Annotated in this window: 23 protein-coding genes; 3 read left to right on the top strand and 20 right to left on the bottom strand. The window is 63.3% G+C overall.

All coding sequences use genetic code 11. From position 1 onward, the window contains the following. Nucleotides 1-9: 9 nt before the first annotated feature. Complete coding sequence (locus ABIE04_RS12235; RefSeq protein WP_354550508.1) at nucleotides 10-681, top strand: DUF899 domain-containing protein; 672 nt, start codon at nucleotides 10-12, stop codon at nucleotides 679-681. A 149-nt stretch (nucleotides 682-830) separates the two neighbouring features. On the opposite strand, the gene cycA is transcribed toward ABIE04_RS12235, so the two are convergent. From cycA to ABIE04_RS12155, 16 genes are all read right to left on the bottom strand, one after another. Beyond that, a complete protein-coding gene (cycA, locus tag ABIE04_RS12230) occupies nucleotides 831-2,228 on the bottom strand; it encodes a D-serine/D-alanine/glycine transporter (RefSeq protein WP_354550505.1) in 1,398 nt (465 codons plus the stop codon). Nucleotides 2,229-2,323: 95 nt separating this feature from the next. Next, nucleotides 2,324-3,223, bottom strand: coding sequence for a c-type cytochrome (locus tag ABIE04_RS12225; protein ID WP_354550503.1), 900 nt, complete (start codon nucleotides 3,221-3,223; stop codon nucleotides 2,324-2,326). Between the two features lie 189 nt (nucleotides 3,224-3,412). Then, complete coding sequence (locus tag ABIE04_RS12220) at nucleotides 3,413-3,805, bottom strand: VOC family protein (protein ID WP_354550501.1); 393 nt, start codon at nucleotides 3,803-3,805, stop codon at nucleotides 3,413-3,415. A 66-nt stretch (nucleotides 3,806-3,871) separates the two neighbouring features. Beyond that, nucleotides 3,872-5,026 carry a GGDEF domain-containing protein gene (locus ABIE04_RS12215; protein WP_354550499.1) on the bottom strand — a complete coding sequence of 385 codons (1,155 nt, stop codon included), beginning with the start codon at nucleotides 5,024-5,026 and terminating at the stop codon, nucleotides 3,872-3,874. Nucleotides 5,027-5,148: 122 nt separating this feature from the next. After that, the gene (locus tag ABIE04_RS12210; RefSeq protein ID WP_354550497.1) at nucleotides 5,149-5,604 is read right to left on the bottom strand and encodes a VOC family protein; all 456 of its coding nucleotides are present in this window, start codon (nucleotides 5,602-5,604) and stop codon (nucleotides 5,149-5,151) included. A 68-nt stretch (nucleotides 5,605-5,672) separates the two neighbouring features. Beyond that, the gene (locus ABIE04_RS12205; protein ID WP_354550495.1) at nucleotides 5,673-6,194 is read right to left on the bottom strand and encodes a GNAT family N-acetyltransferase; all 522 of its coding nucleotides are present in this window, start codon (nucleotides 6,192-6,194) and stop codon (nucleotides 5,673-5,675) included. A gap of 468 nt (nucleotides 6,195-6,662) precedes the next feature. Further along, nucleotides 6,663-6,908, bottom strand: coding sequence for a hypothetical protein (locus tag ABIE04_RS12200; protein ID WP_354550493.1), 246 nt, complete (start codon nucleotides 6,906-6,908; stop codon nucleotides 6,663-6,665). 387 nt (nucleotides 6,909-7,295) lie between these two features. Beyond that, on the bottom strand, nucleotides 7,296-7,586 hold the full coding sequence (locus ABIE04_RS12195) for a hypothetical protein (RefSeq protein WP_354550491.1): 291 nt from the start codon (nucleotides 7,584-7,586) through the stop codon (nucleotides 7,296-7,298). A gap of 1,329 nt (nucleotides 7,587-8,915) precedes the next feature. Then, nucleotides 8,916-9,359, bottom strand: coding sequence for a hypothetical protein (locus ABIE04_RS12190; RefSeq protein WP_354550489.1), 444 nt, complete (start codon nucleotides 9,357-9,359; stop codon nucleotides 8,916-8,918). 63 nt (nucleotides 9,360-9,422) lie between these two features. After that, entirely contained in the window at nucleotides 9,423-9,833 is a 411-nt protein-coding gene (locus ABIE04_RS12185) for a hypothetical protein (protein ID WP_354550487.1), read from the bottom strand. An 82-nt stretch (nucleotides 9,834-9,915) separates the two neighbouring features. After that, nucleotides 9,916-10,320 carry a hypothetical protein gene (locus ABIE04_RS12180; protein WP_354550485.1) on the bottom strand — a complete coding sequence of 135 codons (405 nt, stop codon included), beginning with the start codon at nucleotides 10,318-10,320 and terminating at the stop codon, nucleotides 9,916-9,918. Nucleotides 10,321-10,382: 62 nt separating this feature from the next. Continuing rightward, nucleotides 10,383-10,754: a hypothetical protein gene (locus ABIE04_RS12175; RefSeq protein WP_354550483.1), complete on the bottom strand. Its 372-nt coding sequence runs from the start codon at nucleotides 10,752-10,754 to the stop codon at nucleotides 10,383-10,385. A gap of 109 nt (nucleotides 10,755-10,863) precedes the next feature. Continuing rightward, a complete protein-coding gene (locus ABIE04_RS12170) occupies nucleotides 10,864-11,205 on the bottom strand; it encodes a hypothetical protein (protein WP_354550481.1) in 342 nt (113 codons plus the stop codon). A gap of 1,038 nt (nucleotides 11,206-12,243) precedes the next feature. Beyond that, nucleotides 12,244-12,963, bottom strand: a complete 720-nt coding sequence (locus ABIE04_RS12165) for a glutathione S-transferase family protein (protein ID WP_354550478.1) — start codon at nucleotides 12,961-12,963, stop codon at nucleotides 12,244-12,246. A 181-nt stretch (nucleotides 12,964-13,144) separates the two neighbouring features. Next, on the bottom strand, nucleotides 13,145-13,867 hold the full coding sequence (locus ABIE04_RS12160) for a M23 family metallopeptidase (protein WP_354550475.1): 723 nt from the start codon (nucleotides 13,865-13,867) through the stop codon (nucleotides 13,145-13,147). A 2-nt stretch (nucleotides 13,868-13,869) separates the two neighbouring features. Next, nucleotides 13,870-14,904, bottom strand: a complete 1,035-nt coding sequence (locus tag ABIE04_RS12155; RefSeq protein ID WP_354550470.1) for a L,D-transpeptidase family protein — start codon at nucleotides 14,902-14,904, stop codon at nucleotides 13,870-13,872. A gap of 153 nt (nucleotides 14,905-15,057) precedes the next feature. Here ABIE04_RS12155 and ABIE04_RS12150 point away from each other — a divergent pair, with 153 nt between their 5' ends. Beyond that, nucleotides 15,058-15,774, top strand: coding sequence for a DUF899 family protein (locus tag ABIE04_RS12150; RefSeq protein ID WP_354550466.1), 717 nt, complete (start codon nucleotides 15,058-15,060; stop codon nucleotides 15,772-15,774). Between the two features lie 54 nt (nucleotides 15,775-15,828). Here the strand turns inward: ABIE04_RS12150 and ABIE04_RS12145 are convergent, their stop codons facing one another. From ABIE04_RS12145 to ABIE04_RS12135, 3 genes are all read right to left on the bottom strand, one after another. Then, entirely contained in the window at nucleotides 15,829-16,191 is a 363-nt protein-coding gene (locus tag ABIE04_RS12145; RefSeq protein WP_354550462.1) for a YciI family protein, read from the bottom strand. Between the two features lie 117 nt (nucleotides 16,192-16,308). Beyond that, complete coding sequence (locus ABIE04_RS12140; RefSeq protein WP_354550458.1) at nucleotides 16,309-16,884, bottom strand: peroxiredoxin family protein; 576 nt, start codon at nucleotides 16,882-16,884, stop codon at nucleotides 16,309-16,311. Next, nucleotides 16,884-17,480 (bottom strand): protoglobin domain-containing protein, encoded by a 597-nt coding sequence (locus ABIE04_RS12135; RefSeq protein WP_354550454.1) that lies wholly within the window; start codon nucleotides 17,478-17,480, stop codon nucleotides 16,884-16,886. Before ABIE04_RS12135 ends, ABIE04_RS12140 begins: the two co-directional genes overlap by 1 nt. Nucleotides 17,481-17,598: 118 nt before the next feature. Here ABIE04_RS12135 and ABIE04_RS12130 point away from each other — a divergent pair, with 118 nt between their 5' ends. Further along, entirely contained in the window at nucleotides 17,599-18,012 is a 414-nt protein-coding gene (locus ABIE04_RS12130) for a winged helix-turn-helix transcriptional regulator (RefSeq protein WP_354550450.1), read from the top strand. Between the two features lie 34 nt (nucleotides 18,013-18,046). Here the strand turns inward: ABIE04_RS12130 and ABIE04_RS12125 are convergent, their stop codons facing one another. Next, nucleotides 18,047-19,297 (bottom strand): RNA polymerase sigma factor, encoded by a 1,251-nt coding sequence (locus ABIE04_RS12125; RefSeq protein ID WP_354550445.1) that lies wholly within the window; start codon nucleotides 19,295-19,297, stop codon nucleotides 18,047-18,049.

The raw sequence follows: 19,297 nt of genomic DNA, 5'->3' as shown, positions 1-19,297 counted from the left end.
GAGACCGCCATGAACCATCCACCCATCGTCACCCGCGAACAATGGCAGGCCGCGCGCCGCGCCCTGCTCGTGGAAGAGAAAGCGCACACCCGCGCGCAGGATGCCCTGAGCGCCCGCCGCCGGCGCCTGCCGATGACGCGCGTCGACGACGGCTACACGTTCGGCTCGCCCGCGGGCACGCACACGTTCGCCGACCTGTTCGAGGGCCGGTCGCAGCTGATCGTCTACCACAACATGCTGGCGCCGGATTCGGACCACGTCTGCCCCGGCTGCTCGTTCTACTGCGACCAGATCGGCAACCTGGCGCACCTGAACGCACGCGGCGTCACCTTCGCCGTGGTCTCGCGCGCCCGGGTGTCCGAGATCGAACCCGTCAAGGCACGGCTGGGCTGGAGCTTCCCCTGGTACTCATGCTTCGGCACCCGCTTCCACGAAGACTTCGTGACCGCCGAAGGCGCACCGTTCGGCCTGTCGGTATTCCTGCGCACGGACGACGGGATCTTCCAGACCTGGTTCACCACCGGCCGCGGCATCGAGCTGCCCATCAGCACCTTCGGCCTGCTCGACGTCACCCCGTGGGGCCGCCAGGAAGTCTGGGAGGATTCGCCCGCGGGCTGGCCGCAACATCCCACCTGGAGCCAGGTGAAGATCCACGACCAGTACTCTGCCAGCAATCCCTAATAACCCGCCCTGGAACACACAGAGCAACCGATCCTGTGCGCGATGTCACGCACAGGATCTGTTCCAGAAAGGCGACCTCACCTCGGACCCACGATCGCAGATGCTGCCGTTGGTCATGCACAGCGCTGCCGACGCGTTCGACCGAAGAATTACTCGGCGGGCAGAACCGCGGCCCGGCGTGCCTGGCGTCCCTTCCACAGGTAGCCGATGGCCAGCAGCACGAACCACACCGGACTGGCGATCAGGGCTTCGCGGGTATCCGGCTGCAGGCTCAGCAGCACCAGCACGAACACGAAGAAAGCCAGGCAGACGTAACACATGAACACGCCGCCGGGCATCTTGTAGATGGATGCCTCATGCAGCTGCGGGCGCTTGCGCCGATAGGCGATATAGGCAAACAGGATCAGCGACCACACGAACATGAAGAGCACCGCGGACAGCGTGGTGATCAGGGTGAACGCGGTGACCAGATCGGGGATCAGGTAGATCATCGCCGCGCCCAGCAGCAGGCAGAAGCAGGAGAACAGCAGGCCCAGCGACGGCACCGCCGCCCGCGACAGCCGCGCGAACGTCTTCGGCGCGTGCTGCTCCTCGGCAAGGCCATAGAGCATGCGGCTGGTCGAGAAGATGCCGCTGTTGGCCGAGGACGTGGCCGAGGTCAGCACCACGAAGTTGATCAGGCTGGCCGCGGCCGGGATGCCGGCCAGCACGAACAGCTCCACGAACGGACTCTTGCCCGGCTCCACCAGGCGCCACGGCGTCACCACCATGATCGCGACCAGGGCCAGCACGTAGAAGATGATGATGCGCACCGGGATCGAGTTGATCGCCTTGGGCAGGTTGCGCTTCGGATCGGCCGTCTCGGCGGCGGTGGTGCCGACCAGCTCGATGCCGACGAAGGCGAACACCGCGATCTGGAAGCCGGCGAAGAAACCGCTCATTCCCTTCGGGAACACGCCCCCGTCATTCCACAGGTTGGCGAACGAAGCCACGTGCCCCGACGGCGAGCGGAAACCCCAGGCCACCAGCGCGAAACCGGTCACGATCAGTGCGCAGATCGCGATGATCTTGATCAGCGCGAACCAGAACTCCATCTCGCCGAACAGCTTCACCGTCACCAGGTTCAGGCTCAGCAGCAACAGCACACACAGCACCGCGGGGATCCACGGCGCCAGCCCCGGAAACCAGAACTGCGCATACGCCGCAATCGCGATCACGTCGGCGATCGCGGTGATGATCCAGCAGAACCAGTAGGTCCAGCCGCAGAAGAACCCGGCCCAGGGCCCGAGCAGGTCGGTGGAGAAGTCGATGAACGACTTGTACTCGAGATTGGACAGCAGCAACTCGCCCATCGCCCGCATCACGAAGAACAGCATCACGCCGATGATCAGGTAGACCAGCAGGATCGACGGCCCGGCCAGGCTGATCGTCTTGCCCGAGCCCATGAACAGGCCGGTGCCGATCGCGCCGCCGATGGCGATCAGCTGCAGGTGCCGGTTGGAAAGGCTGCGCCTCAGGTGGTCCGGGTGTTCCAGCGATGCGGTCATGCGGCGCGCCTTTGCGTTGGGAAGGCGCCAACATACAGAAAAGCGCACGCCGCATCCACGCAACGCACAGCGCGCCGCCTTCCGTCAGCGCCTCGCTAGCCCTGCCCGCGTGGCTTCGCCGGCAGGCTGCGGAAGTAGGCGTACAGGGCGCCGACCTCCTCGTCGGTGAGGAAGCGGGTCACCCGCACCGGCATGTAGTCGGTCTTCAGGGCCCGGCCACCCGGCGCCACGCCATCGCGCAGCGCCTTCTTCAGGTCGGCCTCGCTCCAGTTCACCAGGCCGCTCGGGTCCGATGTGAGGTTGGCGGCGTCGGGCCAGTCCGGCGGCGTGCCGGGGATATGCCCGCCGGAGAAACCCTTGCCGTGGCAGCCGGCGCAGGCGGTGGCGAGGTAGGCGCCGTAGGCGGCGGTGGGACCGGCCACGGGCGGCTCGCTCCGCTGCACGGCATGGTCGACGATCTCCGCCGGCAGCAGCGGCACCTTGCCAGCCACGAACAGCACGCGTCCCAGTGGGCCGACCCGGTTCGCCGGCGGCGTGCGCTCGACCGCCGGCACGCTGTGCAGGTAGGCCAGCAGGTCGCCCAGATCCTGATCGCCGAGGTGGCTGAACTCCTGCGCAGGCATGAACAGCAGCGAGCGCCCGTCCGGCGCCACGCCGTGGCGGATCGCGCGCACCCGGTCGACGTCGGTGAGCTTGCCGCCCGCCCCGCCGGGAGTCAGGTTGGTGCCCGACAGGCGGGCGAACAGCGGATCGTCGATGAAGGTGGCGCCGCCCAGGTCGGCGCCATGGCAGTCCTTGCAGCCGCGGATCGCGGCCAGGTGGCTGCCGCGCTCGACCGCCGCCGCATCGGTGGGCACCGCCGGCACCGGCGGGTCGATCCGGTACACCTTGGCCATGCGCCGCTCACTCAGCCCATAAGCCGAAAGCAGCACCACCACCAACAGGACCAGCACGCCGGCCGCCAGGCGGCCGAGCCACTTCCAAGCCTTGCGCATAAAGCCCCCTTCCCCATTCCGCGATGCGGAGTGCGCAGGCTAGCGCGATGTCAGGTGCCGCGCCATCGGAATCCGCGGTACTACCCCTGCGTATTCGGCAGGACCACCTGATGCCTTCCGTACAGGTCCAACGCTGAAGACAAACAGCACGCGGAACGCGCGTGGCGTTGACGGGAAGTCTCTTGCGGCTTATCGGGCGGCAGAGAGCGCACTGATCGTGACGTAATACCCGTCCGGATCCCGCAGCGAGAACTCCCGGGTCCCCGTGTTCGGGTTCACCTGGGGCTCTTCTTCGAGCCGAGCGACGAGGGTGCGTGCCCTCGACAACGCCATGTCGAAATCATCGACACGGAAAAACAGGAGGAGGCCGTTGCCAGGCTGCGCTCGATCGGGGCTGGTCAGGGAGGGATGCTCGTGGGCGCCCCACGCGTGAAGGCAGAGCAAGACCGTTCCATCCGAGTCGAGGATCTGGCCGAAATAATCGTGAGCGGGAGCCGTCTTCGGCAAGCCAAGTAGCGACTGGTACCATTTGAAGCTGCCAGGCACATCGCCAACCCCGATGATCGTCCACGTGCGCCTCATGAAGATCCTCCTGCGACTGAAAATGCGGGTGCCACAGAGGGCGAAAACGCCCTTGCCGCGCTCCCTCTACGCCCCCTGATTCCACGCCACCTGATTGCGCCCCAGATGCTTGGCGCGATACAGCGCGACATCGGCGGCGCTGATCAGATGCTCGAAGTTCGCATCAGTGGCGGCGGCGCCGCCGACGCTGGTGGTGATGTTGATGGTGCGGCCGTCGAACGCCGCCGGCTCCGCCGCCACGGCGGCGCGCATGCGTTCGGCCAGGATGCCGGCTTGCGTGGGCTCGATCGCGGGCAACAGCAGCACGAACTCCTCGCCGCCGTAGCGCGCGAACAAGGTGTCGCGCGTCAGGCCCATGCTGCGGATCACATCGACGAAATGGCTGAGCACCGCGTCACCCGCGGCATGGCCCCAGCTGTCGTTGATCGTCTTGAAGTTGTCCAGGTCGAACATCAGCACGCTGCAGGCCTGCCCGCGCGTGCGGCAGGCATCGACCAGGCGGGCGCCCGCTTCGATCAGCGCGCTGCGATTGAGCAGGCCGGTGAGTCCGTCGGTGCGCGCCAGCCGACGCAGGTCCAGAGTCAGCCGCTCCGCCAGCATCAGGGTGAACCCGGTGCTCAGCAGGAACGAGGACAGGATGCCGAACAGGTAGTTCCAGGTGGTAAGCAGCTCGTCGAGCCGCGTGTGCGCGAGCAGGTGCGGAAACAGCACGACCACCGAACGCAGCAGATAGAAAACCGCGTCGATGATGAAAATCAGCGCGGTGAAGCTGCAGGTGTTGCGCATGTCCCGCGGCGAGCGCCACAGCAACACCCAGACCATCCACACGTCCCAGACCACGCTGTACGCCCCGAACATCAACGCCGATGCCGTCTGCGAAGGCGGCAGCAGGTAGACGTGGACCTGATTGGCGACGAACAAACCCACGACCGCCATGGGCCAGCGCCAGCGCAGCGGATAGCGCAGGTGGATGGCGATGCCCATCAGCATCAGCGCATTGGCCAGCGCGATCAGGCCGCCGCCCGCGACCGTCGAAAGCAGGCTGCCGTTTTCGTTGAGGCCTTGCGCGAGCGCGGCGACGGTCAACACCCAGAATGCGCTGGCCCAGATGCGCAACGCCGGCAGGCCGCGCAGCACCAGCCCGAGCAGGGTGAAACTTACCGAGATGGCGATGCCGATGGCCGCGCCGATGACACCGAGCGTAAAAAGATCGAAATGCATGCCCATTCCCGTATGCAGACCCGAAAGCCAGGGTCAGCGTGCGGGTTCCATGAAGCGCACGCGGGACTTTCGGGCTGACACGGCTTTCAAGGTAGCACGGCTGTCGGGGCCAGCTCGACCGCTTACCGATTCAGCAGCGCATTTCCGCGACATTCAATTTCGGCTGGCTCCAGATCCTGCTTCCAGGTCAGGAGTACCCAGACATGACCGAAGGGATCGCGCACGCTGGCGGAATTGGCGCCATAGAACAAGTCTGTAGGTGGCTGAATTTCTTCGGCGCCGGCTTCGACTGCGCGCCGCAGCAAGGCCTCGTTGTCATCGGAAAAAATATGGAGACTCGCCGTGCAGCGGCCAAGCGCCCGTGGCTCCGCGTAGAGCTTGTCGTCCGGGTCGCCAATCATCACCAGCGAGCCGCATACCGAGATCTCGGCGTGCAATATCTTGCCGTCGGGACGGTTGACCCGTAACAACTCAACCGCACCGAACGCCCGGTCATAGAAGGCGATGCCATCCGACGCTCCATCGACATAGATGTGAGGCACGACAGTGTTCCGATAGCGGGTCGGTCGTTCGATCATCTCGCCCTCCTGCACTAGATCATGGGTTGATCAGATTCGTTCCAGGCGAAGGAGGTGTGACGCTGGAGTCAAGCGTTGCGCGGCTCATCGCGCGCCCGTCTGGACGAACTGTTGGGCGCCAACTCGCCGATCTCCTTTGTCATGAACACGCTATTTGGGTCGGGTTTGTAGTTCCCAAAGGGAGCGCATGGCTGGAATCCATTTGCCTCATACAAACGCCGTGCAGCAGCAAAAAACTCCATTGAACCTGTTTCCAGACTCAGCCTCGAATAGCCACGAGCGATGGCCTCCTGAATGAGGTGTTGAAGAATTCGAGACGCCACACCTTGCCGCCGGTGCAATGTGGCGGTGCGCATGGATTTGACCTCTGCGTGTGACTCCGTCAAGTGCTTGAGTGCACCAAACCCGGCCAGCACCGGCCCGTCCCAAGCGCTCCAGAAAGTGATATCCGGCCCACGCAGGCCATTGAGGTCCAGGGCATGCCGGCTTTCTGGCGGAGCAGTAGGCGCGATGGATTCGAGGTGCTCGCGCAGCAAAGCACGAACTTCGGAGCTTCCCAGATCGTCAAGGTGGATGTCGAAAGAAGTCATCTTGGCATTAACGCTGGAGTTAGGCGGCGCGTATCCGCCTACGAGATCAAACTGAGCAAAGCGCAGGACATTGGAGCCGACAACAAGCCGGCAAAGTATCGGACGTACAAGTTGGATGGCTTTGGAATGAATGCTAGCACCGCCCACACTATCGCAAGCGCTAGGTAAACAACAAAGACATCATCCACACAGCAGAAAAGGGAAACCTGCCGGAAGGCTCTCCCGTTTCGAAAAAATACGATCCCGCCATGAGGACGTAAGCGACCAACAAGGGTGTCACGGCTCCCAGCAACAAGGCAGCGAACTTCCGCATTCCGGGCGCGAACGCCAAGGCGATGACCGCTGCAACAGGCACGCCAAGCTCGAACGCCGCAGCTCCACGGTCAAGCAGGTCTCAGAGATGTCCATTGCTCTTGTGGCCTGAGGCTGTGGCTAAACAACGGCGAAGTCGACTGGTCAGGCAAGCTGTTAGTCGCGATAGGCGGACCAAGCAAGCCAAATGAAGCCCGCACAAACCACTGACCAGAAAAAGATGGTGAACCAGAATTGTGATGCCTGTGATGCGTCGTGATACACAACGCCCGCTATGAGGTCTGCTCGGCTAAAGCCGGGCAAAGAGCCGCCCCTGAGACCCGACACGATCAGGGCGCCAGATACGAGTGCGCCGATTACGCCGATGAAGATCTTGAAGTAACGTCTAATGGCATATTGCATATGCACTCCCTTGACATACCTAACCCTGGAGTTAAGCGACGGCGCAGCCGTCCGCCTTGAACGCGTGGTTAGGCGCGCGGCCCGCCACGTTTGCCGACCTTACCTAAAATTGTCAGAAGCAAACCAACGACGCCTGCTGCAAGAGCCCATATGCTGCTGATGCCAGTTTCATCGTGGAGCTGCCATAAGACCAGTGCGCCGACGAAGACGAGCAAACCAACTACCTCAAGTCCACCTAACGGTCGATTACCGATCTGATAGTACCTACCATCATCGCGGTTGATCCTTTGTCTGAGCTTGGCTAGGAAACTCATTTTGAGGGTACGCCTAACGCTGGAGTTGAGCGGCGGCGTAGCCGTCCGCCTTGAACGAGTTTTAGCCGAGGCGCTACGGCCCCCAATAGTCGAACCTAAAGATGCTTTGCGCGGGAATGGAAAATGAAATTTCCCCACCACATTTGATGACATGATCTCCGGGCTCTATTTGACCACGTGCACCTATGGGGTAGGCCCAAATCTTGCCATCAACTGTCAGCGGACCACATTGACCACCATTGTCGTCGGCCACAACCAGATAGGTGCGGCCATCTGACGAGGGCGTGACAGAACCCCGAAGGTCACGGTGGCCGCAAGCGGCACAACCAATTGCCAGCAGAGCTAGAACGAACTGGCGACTCATGGCCATGGGCTTCCTTTGCCGGCTAACGCTGGAGTTAGGCGCCGGTACGGCATCCGCTTGGACGAAATGTTATGCCTGCCGCGATGCAGAAGACTAAGCCCGAAAGCAGGCCTAACGCGCCAGACAACAGGATGCTTACCCCCGCTGGGTGGAATGTGCGGGCCAGTTAGCCAGCCAAAAACTGGTATGGCAACAATTGCTGCAAGGACTGCACCGATGCAAACAAACGAAAATGTGAGAGCACCACGCGCCCTGAGCCACAGCACGTAAGGAAGCCCGATGATGAGCATGGCCGCGTAGGTAACCGGGAGGGCAAAGACAAAGAAGCCGAGCAGAACGGGCCAGCCCTTGAGCCCGCTAACACCCTCTGTGAAGAGGACGGCAAAAATTGACCAAAGCACAAAAGCGAGCGGAACAGCCCATGGCGTAACCAGCACGGCAAACCAAATGGGGCGACGGTGTTGGCTCATAGAGGCATAACGCTGGAGTTAAGCGGCGGCGAAGCCGTCCGCCTTGAACGAGTGGTTAGAGCTGCGCCCGTTCAACTTTACGTTTGTTGAAGCGACGCACCGCTCTAGTGATGGTGTATGCGATGAAACTTGGAGTTATTGTCACGCCCCCAAAGAGCCACGCAAGGAACTGTTGGGACGAATCCGAGTGCGCAAAATGCAAGCAAGTTCCCCCGAAAACCACGAGCCAGACGATGGCTATCCCCGTAGCCCACCACAACATTTTTTTGAAAAGTGCTCGACCATTTGGGGCGCTGAGTTTGGTAGCTAGAGTGATCTTGTGTGTGACGTCATGGACAGCGTAAGAAAAGCGAGTGAGGAACGACCAGCTCAACAATCCGATGGAGGCTCCGAGGAAAAAGGCGAAGAAGTTCATAGGCTCTAACGCTGGAGTTAAGCGGCGGCGGAGGTGTCAGCCTTGGACGAGTAGTTAGATTTCCTTACCCGAGACTGCACTGTGAGGCTCTCCTGACAAAGGTAGACCACAATTCATGCAGCGCTGGGCAAAGGGATTTGACCACGAGGGCATGCAAAAAGTGTTGCCACATTTTGGACAGTTGCTGAAGGCGCTCAACACGGCGGAATACAGAAGCACCGCCGCGTAGCAAGCCGTAACCACGCCCGAAACGTTGCCGGATTTAAACACAAGCGATGTCAGCCCCATGACTGGCAGGAAGCCAAGAAGCAGCACCAGCACACGTCGCCGCCTTGCACGTATGCGTCGAAGCCCAGCATCAATGTTTTGGTTGGAGCCGATTGCCATGGCTAAATCTAACGCTGGAGTTGAGCGGCGGCGAAGCCGTCCGCCTTGAACGAGATGTTAGGCGGAACGCGGCCACCACCAGAAATAAAGAGGTGGTGACAGTCCTATGCCGAAATCTCCCTCGCCCTTGGGGATTCCCCTAAGTCCTGCTTCAAGCTGCCGCAAAAACTTTCCGCCCACGGTGAGGGTAGCTGGCTCAAGCTCAAGGGGAAACTGCCAAGTGTCTTCCGATGTGCATTGAAGGCGCCATTTGGCTGGGGCGGACCACAAGGCATCCCCTTTCTGGAAGTTGGGTACACGCAGCACCGCGGGCGAAGGCGGCATGACAGCAACCGTGCGATAGGCACCAGGGGTGCCGACAAGCAACTGCAGCAGAGCTAGAAGCGACGAGATGCCGTCGCTATTGGCGGTGATGTGCCAGCCGCCGAACTTCTTGGGGAACTCTGTGTATCTCCAGAGCGAGACGGTGCCTTCTTGCTTCCAAGAGGGATGGTCCTTCATGTGCCGCCTAACGCTGGAGTTGAGCGGCTGCGTAGCCGTCCGCCTTGAACGAGATGTTAGGCATCACTTGCCCCACGGAATCATGAACAGCCCAAACACAATCAATCGGGCTGCCCAGCCGAAGAATGCTTTCCAAGTCTGTGCGGTGGCCTTCTTGCGTCCGGCGGATGAATATAGCAACGCTGCAACTATTGCGAAAAGATCGGCAAAAATAAAACTGAGGATAAGCACCAGTGCATTTGCAGGAAGTTGAGCGTGAGTTGTCTCAGCTTCATCTTTTTCATGTAGTGCTGCGGCAGCATGGGATGCAAGGGGATGGTTTGGTCCATCCACTCCGCGGCCATGAAGTTCCTCGCGAGCGAGATAAACTGCCTCCTGCGTAAAGTCTGCGGATTGTACGAAAGCGATTCGCACCAACTCATCCACTCCGGCATCTTTGTATCGAGCCATCGCGGCCTTAACATCAAATTTCATAGGCTGCGTCCCCTTGTTTGTGAAGCCTAACGCTAGAGTTAAGCGGCGGCGTAGCCGTCCGCCTTGAACGAAATGTTAGGCATCATGGCGCTTCGATTGGGCATACAGCTGGGCTTGCAACATATACTTTTGAGTTAACGCGCATAACGCCGTCTCGGTAGGCTTGGATGTTGTCGACAGCACCAGCTTCGACAACGGTGAGCAAATTTGTCTCTTTGCAAAGCTCCAACTCTACGTAAGAACCAGCTGGACCGCTGCTACCTGCAAAAGTGACAAAGACCAGATGCCGGTCGTGAGCAGCGATAGCAGATGAGACCAGCCCATGAGCAGCGTCCGTGTAGCCACTTTGAGCTGGATGTTGCCGATTGAAAGCGCTTAAGTACGCACGAGAAAGATCGATTGCCAAGCGCTGATCGTAGTGAAATGCATCAGTTGCGTAAGCGCTGATACTGATGAAAACCATAAGGGCTGCAAGGAGTCTCTTCATGAGGTCTAACGCTGGAGTGAAGCGGCGGCGAAGCCGTCCGCCTTGAACGAGATGTCAGACGCCTACGGTGAGCTCTGCGCGCTAGCCGGTTGCGAAGCAGCCTCACGCGCCTTGGCTTTGAGATAGAAGGCTGTCGCAAATAGGGACTGCTGCTCCTTCTCGGAGGTGTCTTTTTGTAGAAAGATGACCTCGCCATCGCTGGAAACTTGAGCAGTTCCGTCTGAGGGCTTAGCCAACATTACAATTTGAAGAGTCGTGGGGTCGGAGTCTTCGTGGAAGGTGTTCGGAGTGGCTCCCGAGCCGTCAATCATCACGACCTTGGAATGGACGGCTATATCTTGCATAGCGGCCTGAAGTTCTTTCGTGACGGTTACTTCCCCGGCCGAAGCAGCGAAGGCGTAGATGGCAGCAGCAGCTACGGTTATTTTGTTCAAGTGACGCACGTTATTCCCCTGTGTCTAACGCTTAAGTTGAGCGGCGGCGAAGCTGTCCGCCTCGAACGAGTGGTTAGGTGGCACCGATGTATGGCGACCATCGGCGAATTTACTCAGGATACGCACGACTGATGATGTCTTTGAATGTTAGACCGTCCAACTCTTTGCGACAGCATCTGATGCTGGCTTGACCACCGAGGTTCTTGGTTAAGAAGGGTCGTCCAGGAATTGGCTTGGTTGAAAGGCAGCCAAGTGGAGCGAGAACAATAAGCTCTGCCAAGCTCAGACGCAGGCGGTCTTGCGATGAAATGGACTCAACGAGGTGGGCATGGCTGCGATCGAACGCAGCGTCAGAACTGCCGTCGATTGTTGGTACAGAATTGCAGGCGGCGATGCCAAGCACAACCAACAGCGCGGTAGAGCGTTGTGTGAATGTACCCAGTAATTTCACGTGCCACCTAACGCTTGAATTAAGCGGCGGCGCAGCCGTCCGCTTGAATGAGATGTTAGACGGTTGCGACGAGGTGCGCTTGGGCGAGGCTGTTGGCCTGGACGAGCGAAGAACGATGAGCAACCGACCCCCACAAACTACCAGCTCTGAAAGCTGAGGACTTGCCGCGACGTTGCGCGAAATGCTGCTGCGGCGACGGACGACAAGCCAGTGCGAAGCTGGGCGAAACACATGCAACGAAGAACCAACACGAGCTGCCGACTAAGCGGCGGCGTAGCCGTCCGCCTTGAACGATTTGTTAGGCGCCGCCGAGAGGCCCGATTTTGACAGCGCCGGTGGAACAAGATAGCTCGTATTTTTTGCCAGCGATGAATTTGTGCCTGATGCTGGGAAACCCATCTACGTACATCCAACCGGGGCATAAAAAGGCAATCTTGTGGTTGCCAGATGGAAGGAAGAGCTCGTATCGCTGGCGGGCAGCTACAGCGTGCCCGTCAACGGCGAAGATGCCACCCAAACGGTTGGGCTGCAAAGCTTCGGTAGACCCTTTGAGGATGAGGCTGGCGGATGTCTCCATTGGCTCATTTTGAAACGGAGCGCTGGAGCAAGCTGTAATGGCGATGACGAAGGGGAGAAGGATTTGCCGCATACGCCTAACGCTTATTAGACCCCAAATTAGGTCATATGCACGGATGGTCGGCGCTTTCGCCGGTCTTCGTCAAGCGCACAAATCTTATGGCCCGACAAGAGGTTGCCGGATGGCGAGGGGCGTTTCAGATGGGTGAGGATGGCTTTGCATATCCCGCGAAATCGAGGCGCCAAGTCTTGTGTCCGCGAAAACCCGGTAATAAACCGTATGATGAATGGTGCGTGGGTGCCGTTGTACTGCGTGAGACTCCCTGCGTGTTGCAGTTGAGACCTTGCAGCCCGCCGGCGAAAGTGTTGACGTAACTGCAGACCGGTTCGATCGCTTTGGCATCCCCGCACTAGCGCAACTTCACCCACTTCGGGCCGATGCCACGTACGGGTTGAACAGGCCTACCATGCATGCCCGGGGTAGTAGCGCTGCATCATGCGGGCCACGTAGTCGACCAGGTTCGGATGCGCTTCCACGGCTCGCCGCAGGGGCGTGTCGAAGAACGGTGTGGCGACGCAGGCGAGCATGCCAGCGGCGGTGGCGTCGACGCCGCTGGGGAAAGCGCCCATGAAGAAGGGCTGGTCGCCGAGCAGCTTTGCCAGCGCGTCGATCGAGCGCGTGCCCAGTTCGGCGATCTGCGCCGGCGGGTGGCGCCCCAGGCCTTGCGCATGCAATTCGGCCGTCTTGCGCGCCTGCATCTCCTGGCGCATCCGCGCGCGATCCGCTTCCGGCGCGCTGTCGGCGAAGTGCGCCGGCCCCTTCGCGAAGTTGTCCGGATCGATCCAGCGGAACCAGACCATCGCGAAATACAGATGATCCTCAAGCAGGCGCTCGATCGTCCAGGCCTGGGCTCGCTGACGCACATCCAGCTCCGCGTCCAGATCCACGGCGTACTTGCGTTCGAGGTGTGCCCGGATGAAGGTCGAGTCGCTGATCACCACGCCATGGTCATCGATGAAGGGCAGCTTGCCGTTCGGTGCCTGCGGCGGAATCGCCGAAGCGCGGTCGTAGGCCACCCCGGCCATCTTCAGCTGCACCTCGGTCTTGATCACGAACGGGCTGGTATCGGGCAGGCCGAAGCCCGGGCGGGTGGCGTAGAGAGTGAGACCCGTCGATGACATGCGCGCACCTGGTAGCGAAAGATGCGCAGAGCTTGATGCCGGGCTGCTGCCAACATCGTGTCAGCAGAGATGGCCCTGCCCTTCGGGCAGGATGCCTCGCATCGTCAGCGGCGTGAAGTCGTCGGCCTTGCGGGAGGCGTGCAGGCTTTTCGTGCCTGCACGCCACGCTGCCGCCGGGCCATTACTGGCCGGCGAAGCGCCCGTAGGGATTGATCGAGGTGGCGTGCCACCACTGTTTTTCCGGGCCGAGGATCTGGATCTCGAAATGCAGGTGCGGCGCGTCGGCGCTGGCGTTGCCGGTGCTGCCGACGAAGCCGATCGGATCGCCCCGGCGCAGGATCTGGCCTTCGGCCAGGCCCGGCGCATAGCTGTCCAGGTGCGCGTAGTAATAGATCACCTGGTCATGTGGATCGAACTGGTACACCGTCAGCCCGCCCGGCTTGCTGGTGAACAGCTTGACCACGTGGCCGTCGTTCGCCGCCACCACCGGCGTGCCGCGCGCCGCCATGATGTCGATCGCGTCGTGCACGCGGCCCGTACCGCGCGCCTGGGTAAACGTGTCCACCAGTTCGCTGGCCTGCACGCCGACGACCGGTATCAGCAAGCCGTTCACCGCGGATGGATCCGGCGTTGCCGGGCCGACCGAAGCGGCAGCCGCCGGCGCGGCGCTGGACACCGCGACTTCGGGCAGGTTGCCGACCGGCCACGGTTCGACCGATGCGGCTGGGGCCGCGGGAGTGGCACGTTGCCGCGATGTGGCCGGTGCCGGGAGCGCCATCGTGGCGGGCACTTCGCGTACCTGGCTGCCCTGTCCAAACAGCGTTGCGGGCCACCGCCCGGCCAGAGGGAGCATCGCCGCGGCACCGCATGCCGCACCCAGCAGAAAGACGAATGGCCAGCGCATGCTCACTCCTGCAAGGTGACGACCATGCCGGGCTTCACCGCCTCCGACACTTCCTGCGCGCTCCAGTTGGTCATGCGGATGCAGCCATGTGACTGGGTCTTGCCGATCTTCGACGGCTCCGGCGTGCCATGGATGCCGTAATGTTCCTTGGAGATATCCACCCACACCACGCCGACCGGGTTGTTCGGGCCGGCGGCGAGCGTGGCCTTGGTATCCCTCGCGTCCGCATCCCAGAACAGCCTGGGGTTGTAGCGAAACACCGGGTGCCTGCCCACGCCCTTGATCTTCCAGTTGCCGAGCGGCAACGGGTCATGCTCGCTGCCGGTGGAGGCCGGGTACTGCGCCACCACCTTGCCGGCCTCGTCCAGCAGCGACACGGTGGAGTCGGACTTGTCGACCACCACTTTCGCCACCGGCGGCATCGGGGTGCCGGGCCGCACGTCCGGCACCACCAGCTGTTCGCCGGCACGCGCAAAATCCTTGTCCGGGTTGAGCAGGCTGAGCAAGGCCGGGCTGGCGTGGAAGCGCTCGCCCAACGCCTCGATCGGCGAGGCATAGCCCAGCGCGTCGAGTTTCGCTTGCGCCAGCATGCCCGATGGCAGCGGCCGGAACGGTCCGGCCACATCCGCGGCGCTCAACGTCACGCTGACCAGGACCGGCGCCCTGTCGCTGTCCAGCGCGGCCCAGGTCGGCGCATCCATGCTGCCGCTGACCTCGAGGCCGCGGCTGGCCTGAAAGCCCGCAATGGCCCGATGCAGGTTGGAGCCGTCGATGGCGTCGATCTCGCCCGGGGAAAAATGCGCACGCTCCAGCAGGATCTGCGCGCGCAACACGGCGGCGCCCTTGTCCCCCGCTTTCACCGGCACCGTCAGGCCGGCATCGTTGACCAGCCCGGGCGTCAGCACTTCCGGCAACGCGCTGGAAGCAGTGGGGGCCTGCGCCATCGCCGTGGCCGTGGCCAGCGCGGAAGCAAGCAACCAGATCGTCGTACGGGCGATTTTCACGAAGCGGTCTCCTGTGGGGGATCGAGCATGCATGACGGTTTGTGAAGAAAGCCGGGGTGCGGCGAGCTGCGGTTCATCCGGGCTTGCAGCTGCGCTTGCATGGCGATGTCGCCACCGGCGCTTCCCTTGTCGATTCCGTGCCGGCCCGTTCGTCATACGAAGAGAAGCCCACCAAGGAGATCGTCCATGCCCCATACGCATACGCCACCCCTCGTGCCCGCCGCCGAACTGGCCGGGCGCAACCGCATGCGCTTCCCCAACGAAAGCGACGACTACCGCCGCGCGCGCACCGCCCTGCTCGCCGAGGAGATCGACTTGCGCCGGCACATCGAGCGCGTTGCCGAACAGCGCCGCGCGCTGCCGCCCGGCGGCGAGGTGAGCGGCGACTACCGCTTCCAGGGCGAACATGGCCCGGTCGATTTCGCCGGCCTGTTCGGCGACAAGCAGACCCTGGTCGTCTACAGCTACATGTTCGGCCCGCAGCGCGCACGGCCCTGCCCGATGTGCACCTCGCTGCTGAGCGCGTGGGACGGCGAGGCACGTGACGTCGACCAGCGCGTGGCGCTGGCCGTGGTCGCGCGTTCGCCGATCGAGCGCCTGGTCGCGTTCAAGAACGAACGCGGCTGGCGCGACCTCAAACTGTATTCGGACCTCGACGGCGCCTACAGCCGCGACTACTTCGCCATCGACCCGGATGGTGGCGACGGCGACCAGGCCGCGCTCAACGTGTTCACCCGCCGCGACGGCGCGATCCGCCATTTCTGGAGCGGCGAGATGGGCTTCGAGAGCGCCGACCCCGGCCAGGATCCGCGCGGTGCGCCCGACCTGATGCCGTTGTGGACCATCCTCGACATGACGCCCGAGGGACGCGGCACGGACTGGTATCCGAAACTCGAGTACTGACCGCAAGGGGATGGAGACCCGATCGCCTCCATCCCGCAGCAGCGATGCGCGGGTTCACGGCTTGGGCGCGCACCCCTCATCCACCGGGCGCACTTCGCACTCGATCTCCCACTCGTCGCCGTGCACCTTCAGGAAGCGCGAGGTCAACTCGAGCGCCTCCTGCATCGAATCCGCCTTCAGCATGGCGTAGCCGCCGATCACTTCCTTGGTTTCGGTGAACGGGCCGTCTGTGGTCTTCAGCTTTCCATGCGACAGGCGCATGCGCGCGCCCTCGGCCGTCGGCCTCAGCCCCGCGGTATCCAGCAGCACGCCAGCTGCGGTCATCTCCGCGATCAACTTGCCCATGTCGGCCATCAGCTGCTCGCTGGGCCGCTGTCCCGAGCTCTCGTTGATCCGGATCATCGAAAGAAATCGCATCGTCGCCTCTCCTGTGGTCGTGGCGGAGCCGTGCGACCGGACGATTCCGGCCCGCCCAGCGTGCCCCTGTCATGGCGACGAACGACCCGGGACCGGATCGACACGGTCCGTGCACTTCTACGGAAGGGGATTCCGCGTCGTCGCCCCGGCACCCACCTCGCAACGGCCATCGGCGCAATGCTCCGCCGCGGGCGCGGCGTCGGTCGCTTCCAGGCGCTGCTGCTCCAGCTCCGCCAGCAAGGTGCCGATTTCCGCGCCAAGCAGCAGGTCGTCATGCACGCCGAATACCTGGCGGCGCAAGCGCCCCTGCGCGTCGATAAGAATCGTGGTCGGCGTGCCCTGCATGGCGTACGCGCGCATGGTGCAGGGAATCGGATCGCCCGCCGGGCCCGGCGCGTCGATGCCGACTGGAAACGGCACGCGATACTCGTGCAGGAACGCGCGCAGCGACTCCGGCCCCATCGCCGCGTGATGCTCGAACACCGTGTGCAGGCCGACCACCGCCAGCGGCGCACCCTCGAACAGCTTCGCCACGCGCTGCGCCTGCGGGATGCCGTGCGCCACGCAGCCCGGGCAGAGCATCTGGAAGGCGTGCAGCAACACCACGCGCCCGCGGAAGTGCCCGAGGCTCAGCGGCTCGGCGGTATTCAGCCAGGCGCTGGCGCGCCACTCGGGGGCCGGTTCCGGCGTCATCAGAAATCTCCGTCCTTGATGTACGGGTAGGTCCACAGCGTCATCTGCAGCAGACACGACTTCAGCCATGCGGCGTACATCTTCTCCACGTCCCCGGCCGCGTGCCCCTTGCTGGCGAGAAACGGCCTGAGCGTGAAGGTCACCGGATAGATCAACGGAAACAGGTCGCGAAATGGCACGATGGCGGTCGAGGCGGCGCCGTCGGTGTGGTTCTTCTTCGCGCGGTGGTGGCGCAGGCCGATCTCGTGCTGGTAGTCGAGCCAGCGCTGGTCGTACTCGGCGGCGGCCGTGTCGAGAATCCACTGGCCGAAGCGCTTGCGCACGGCGCCGAGATAATCGCCCAGCGGCTTGCCGTCGGCCCGGTCGGTGAAAGACGCCAGCAGGTGCGGCTGCGAGCCGACGAAGCCGTACCAGACGTCGAGGATCGCCTCGACCTGATCCGCCACGATACCGCGCGAAAGGCGCAGATACTTGACGTCCTCGTCGTCGAACAGGATGCTCCTCTTCATCAGCTCGAAGTCGCCGAGCGTCACCGGAGAACGCGCGATCGCACGGGTGCCGAAGGTGTATCCGGGAATGGCATGGGTTTCTTTCATGGCCTGTTTCCTCTCGTTTCGCCAGGTTCGGCGCGCGGGCCTGCGCTCCGTGGCCACGGACTCTAGCGACGGCAGCGGCGTGCGTCAGGAAGGCACTTTTCGGTAAGGTGGTTACGACATGGGCGAACACGAACCTGCAGCCAGCAGGCGGCCGGACACGGCGGACGCCGCTCCCGCACCCGTTCCCGTCGCCTCGATGGTCGAAAGCATCGTCGGCTGCAAATGGTCGATCCGGCTGCTGCAGCTCTGCGCGGAAGGAAACCATCGCCCCAGCGCGCTGCTGCGCGCCTGCACGGGGCTCTCCGCCAAGGTAATGAACGAGCGCCTGCGCAAGATGACCCGCTTCGGCATCATGCATCGCACCGTGCACGGCGAAAAGCCGCCGGTCGAGGTGGAATACCGGCTGACGCCGTTCGGCCGCCGCTTCATGGGCATCCTCGAAGAGGTGCAGCGGCTGCAGCAGGCGGTCGAGTGCGGGGCGATCGGGGAAGCCGGCGACGCCGCGGAAAAGACGCGGCGGGGAAACGCCTGACCTCCCGTCGCGATCCCTTCGCAGCGCACCAGGCTCAGCGCGGCAACGCGGCCTGGCGATCCTGCAGGTAACGGCGCACGGCTGGATCGCCGGCAAGACCGATCGCGACGTCGAAGGCGTGCCGCGCATCGTGGCAGGCGTGCGCCCTGGCCAGCAACGCCGCCCGTGCCGCCCAGTAAGGCTGGTAGTCGACGAGCCGGCCATCGGCGGCGAGCGCGTCCATGATCTCGAGCGCAGCCTCCGGCCCCTTCAGCTCCGCGATGGCCAGCGCACGGTTGAGCGCGACCACCGGCGAGCCGCAGAGCGCCAGCAACGCGTCGTAGATCTGCACCTCCGGCGTCCAGTCGGTACGGCTGTTGCGGCAACGCTCGACATGCGCCGACTGCAGCGCGGCTTCGAGTTGGTAACGGCCGATACGGCCCAGCCTGCTGGCGCGCGACAGCAGAGCCTCGGCTTCGTCGATCATCGCCGCATCCCACAGCGCGACATCCTGCTCGGCCAGCGGCACGTAGTCGCCTTCCGCCGTGCGGCGCGCGGAACGACGTGCTTCCGCATGCAGCATGCAGGCCAGCAGGCCCAGCACCTCCGGCTCCTGCGGCAGCAACTCGGCGACCAGCCTGGCGAGGAACAACGCCTCCGCCGTGAGGTCGCGGCGGATCGCGTCGGTGCCGCCGGGATCGCTCCAGCCTTCCGCGAAGGCGGCGTAGATGGCTTCCAGCACCCCGTCCAGCCGCCCGGCCAGTTCGTCGCGCGTCGGCACGACAAAGGGAACGCCGGCCTGCCGGATCTTCTGCTTCGCCCGCCCCAGCCGCTTGCCCATGGCCGCCGGCGAGGCGAGGAAGGCGGCGGCGATCGCCTTCGCATCCAGCCCGAGTACCGTCTGCAGCATCAGCGGCGCGCGGGTGCCGGCATCGATGGCCGGATGGGCACAGGCAAACAGCAGCGCGAGGCGCCGATCCGGAATGGCCGCGTCGTCGCCTTCCGCCGACGCGCTCTCGCCGATCTCCGCCAGAACCTGCAACTGCACGGCCACTGCTTCGCCATGGCGGTGATGCCGGAACCTGTCGACCCCCTTGCGTCTGGCGACGGTCAGCAGCCATGCCTCCGGATTCGCGGGGCAGCCGTTGCGCGGCCAGTCCGCCAGGGCCGCGGCAAACGCTTCGGACAAGGCATCCTCGGCCGCCGCCACGTCGTGCATGGCAGCGGCCAGGAAGGCGACGAGCTTGCCGTAGCTGCGGCGGGCCACCGCATCCGCCGCACGGCGTGCCTGCGCGGTGCGATCCAA

Source organism: Rhodanobacter soli, assembly GCF_040548735.1.
GTDB lineage: Bacteria > Pseudomonadota > Gammaproteobacteria > Xanthomonadales > Rhodanobacteraceae > Rhodanobacter > Rhodanobacter soli_A.
This window is presented reverse-complemented; position numbering and strand designations above follow the sequence as displayed.

What these genes read in the sequence shown, in the direction of transcription:
- ABIE04_RS12235 (WP_354550508.1), top strand. Translation starts at nt 10, where the DNA reads ATGAACCATCCACCCATCGTCACCCGCGAACAATGGCAGGCCGCGCGC.
- cycA (WP_354550505.1), bottom strand. Translation starts at nt 2,228, where the DNA reads ATGACCGCATCGCTGGAACACCCGGACCACCTGAGGCGCAGCCTTTCC.
- ABIE04_RS12225 (WP_354550503.1), bottom strand. Translation starts at nt 3,223, where the DNA reads ATGCGCAAGGCTTGGAAGTGGCTCGGCCGCCTGGCGGCCGGCGTGCTG.
- ABIE04_RS12220 (WP_354550501.1), bottom strand. Translation starts at nt 3,805, where the DNA reads ATGAGGCGCACGTGGACGATCATCGGGGTTGGCGATGTGCCTGGCAGC.
- ABIE04_RS12215 (WP_354550499.1), bottom strand. Translation starts at nt 5,026, where the DNA reads ATGCATTTCGATCTTTTTACGCTCGGTGTCATCGGCGCGGCCATCGGC.
- ABIE04_RS12210 (WP_354550497.1), bottom strand. Translation starts at nt 5,604, where the DNA reads ATGATCGAACGACCGACCCGCTATCGGAACACTGTCGTGCCTCACATC.
- ABIE04_RS12205 (WP_354550495.1), bottom strand. Translation starts at nt 6,194, where the DNA reads ATGACTTCTTTCGACATCCACCTTGACGATCTGGGAAGCTCCGAAGTT.
- ABIE04_RS12200 (WP_354550493.1), bottom strand. Translation starts at nt 6,908, where the DNA reads ATGCAATATGCCATTAGACGTTACTTCAAGATCTTCATCGGCGTAATC.
- ABIE04_RS12195 (WP_354550491.1), bottom strand. Translation starts at nt 7,586, where the DNA reads ATGAGTCGCCAGTTCGTTCTAGCTCTGCTGGCAATTGGTTGTGCCGCT.
- ABIE04_RS12190 (WP_354550489.1), bottom strand. Translation starts at nt 9,359, where the DNA reads ATGAAGGACCATCCCTCTTGGAAGCAAGAAGGCACCGTCTCGCTCTGG.
- ABIE04_RS12185 (WP_354550487.1), bottom strand. Translation starts at nt 9,833, where the DNA reads ATGAAATTTGATGTTAAGGCCGCGATGGCTCGATACAAAGATGCCGGA.
- ABIE04_RS12180 (WP_354550485.1), bottom strand. Translation starts at nt 10,320, where the DNA reads ATGAAGAGACTCCTTGCAGCCCTTATGGTTTTCATCAGTATCAGCGCT.
- ABIE04_RS12165 (WP_354550478.1), bottom strand. Translation starts at nt 12,963, where the DNA reads ATGTCATCGACGGGTCTCACTCTCTACGCCACCCGCCCGGGCTTCGGC.
- ABIE04_RS12160 (WP_354550475.1), bottom strand. Translation starts at nt 13,867, where the DNA reads ATGCGCTGGCCATTCGTCTTTCTGCTGGGTGCGGCATGCGGTGCCGCG.
- ABIE04_RS12155 (WP_354550470.1), bottom strand. Translation starts at nt 14,904, where the DNA reads ATGCATGCTCGATCCCCCACAGGAGACCGCTTCGTGAAAATCGCCCGT.
- ABIE04_RS12150 (WP_354550466.1), top strand. Translation starts at nt 15,058, where the DNA reads ATGCCCCATACGCATACGCCACCCCTCGTGCCCGCCGCCGAACTGGCC.
- ABIE04_RS12145 (WP_354550462.1), bottom strand. Translation starts at nt 16,191, where the DNA reads ATGCGATTTCTTTCGATGATCCGGATCAACGAGAGCTCGGGACAGCGG.
- ABIE04_RS12140 (WP_354550458.1), bottom strand. Translation starts at nt 16,884, where the DNA reads ATGACGCCGGAACCGGCCCCCGAGTGGCGCGCCAGCGCCTGGCTGAAT.
- ABIE04_RS12135 (WP_354550454.1), bottom strand. Translation starts at nt 17,480, where the DNA reads ATGAAAGAAACCCATGCCATTCCCGGATACACCTTCGGCACCCGTGCG.
- ABIE04_RS12130 (WP_354550450.1), top strand. Translation starts at nt 17,599, where the DNA reads ATGGGCGAACACGAACCTGCAGCCAGCAGGCGGCCGGACACGGCGGAC.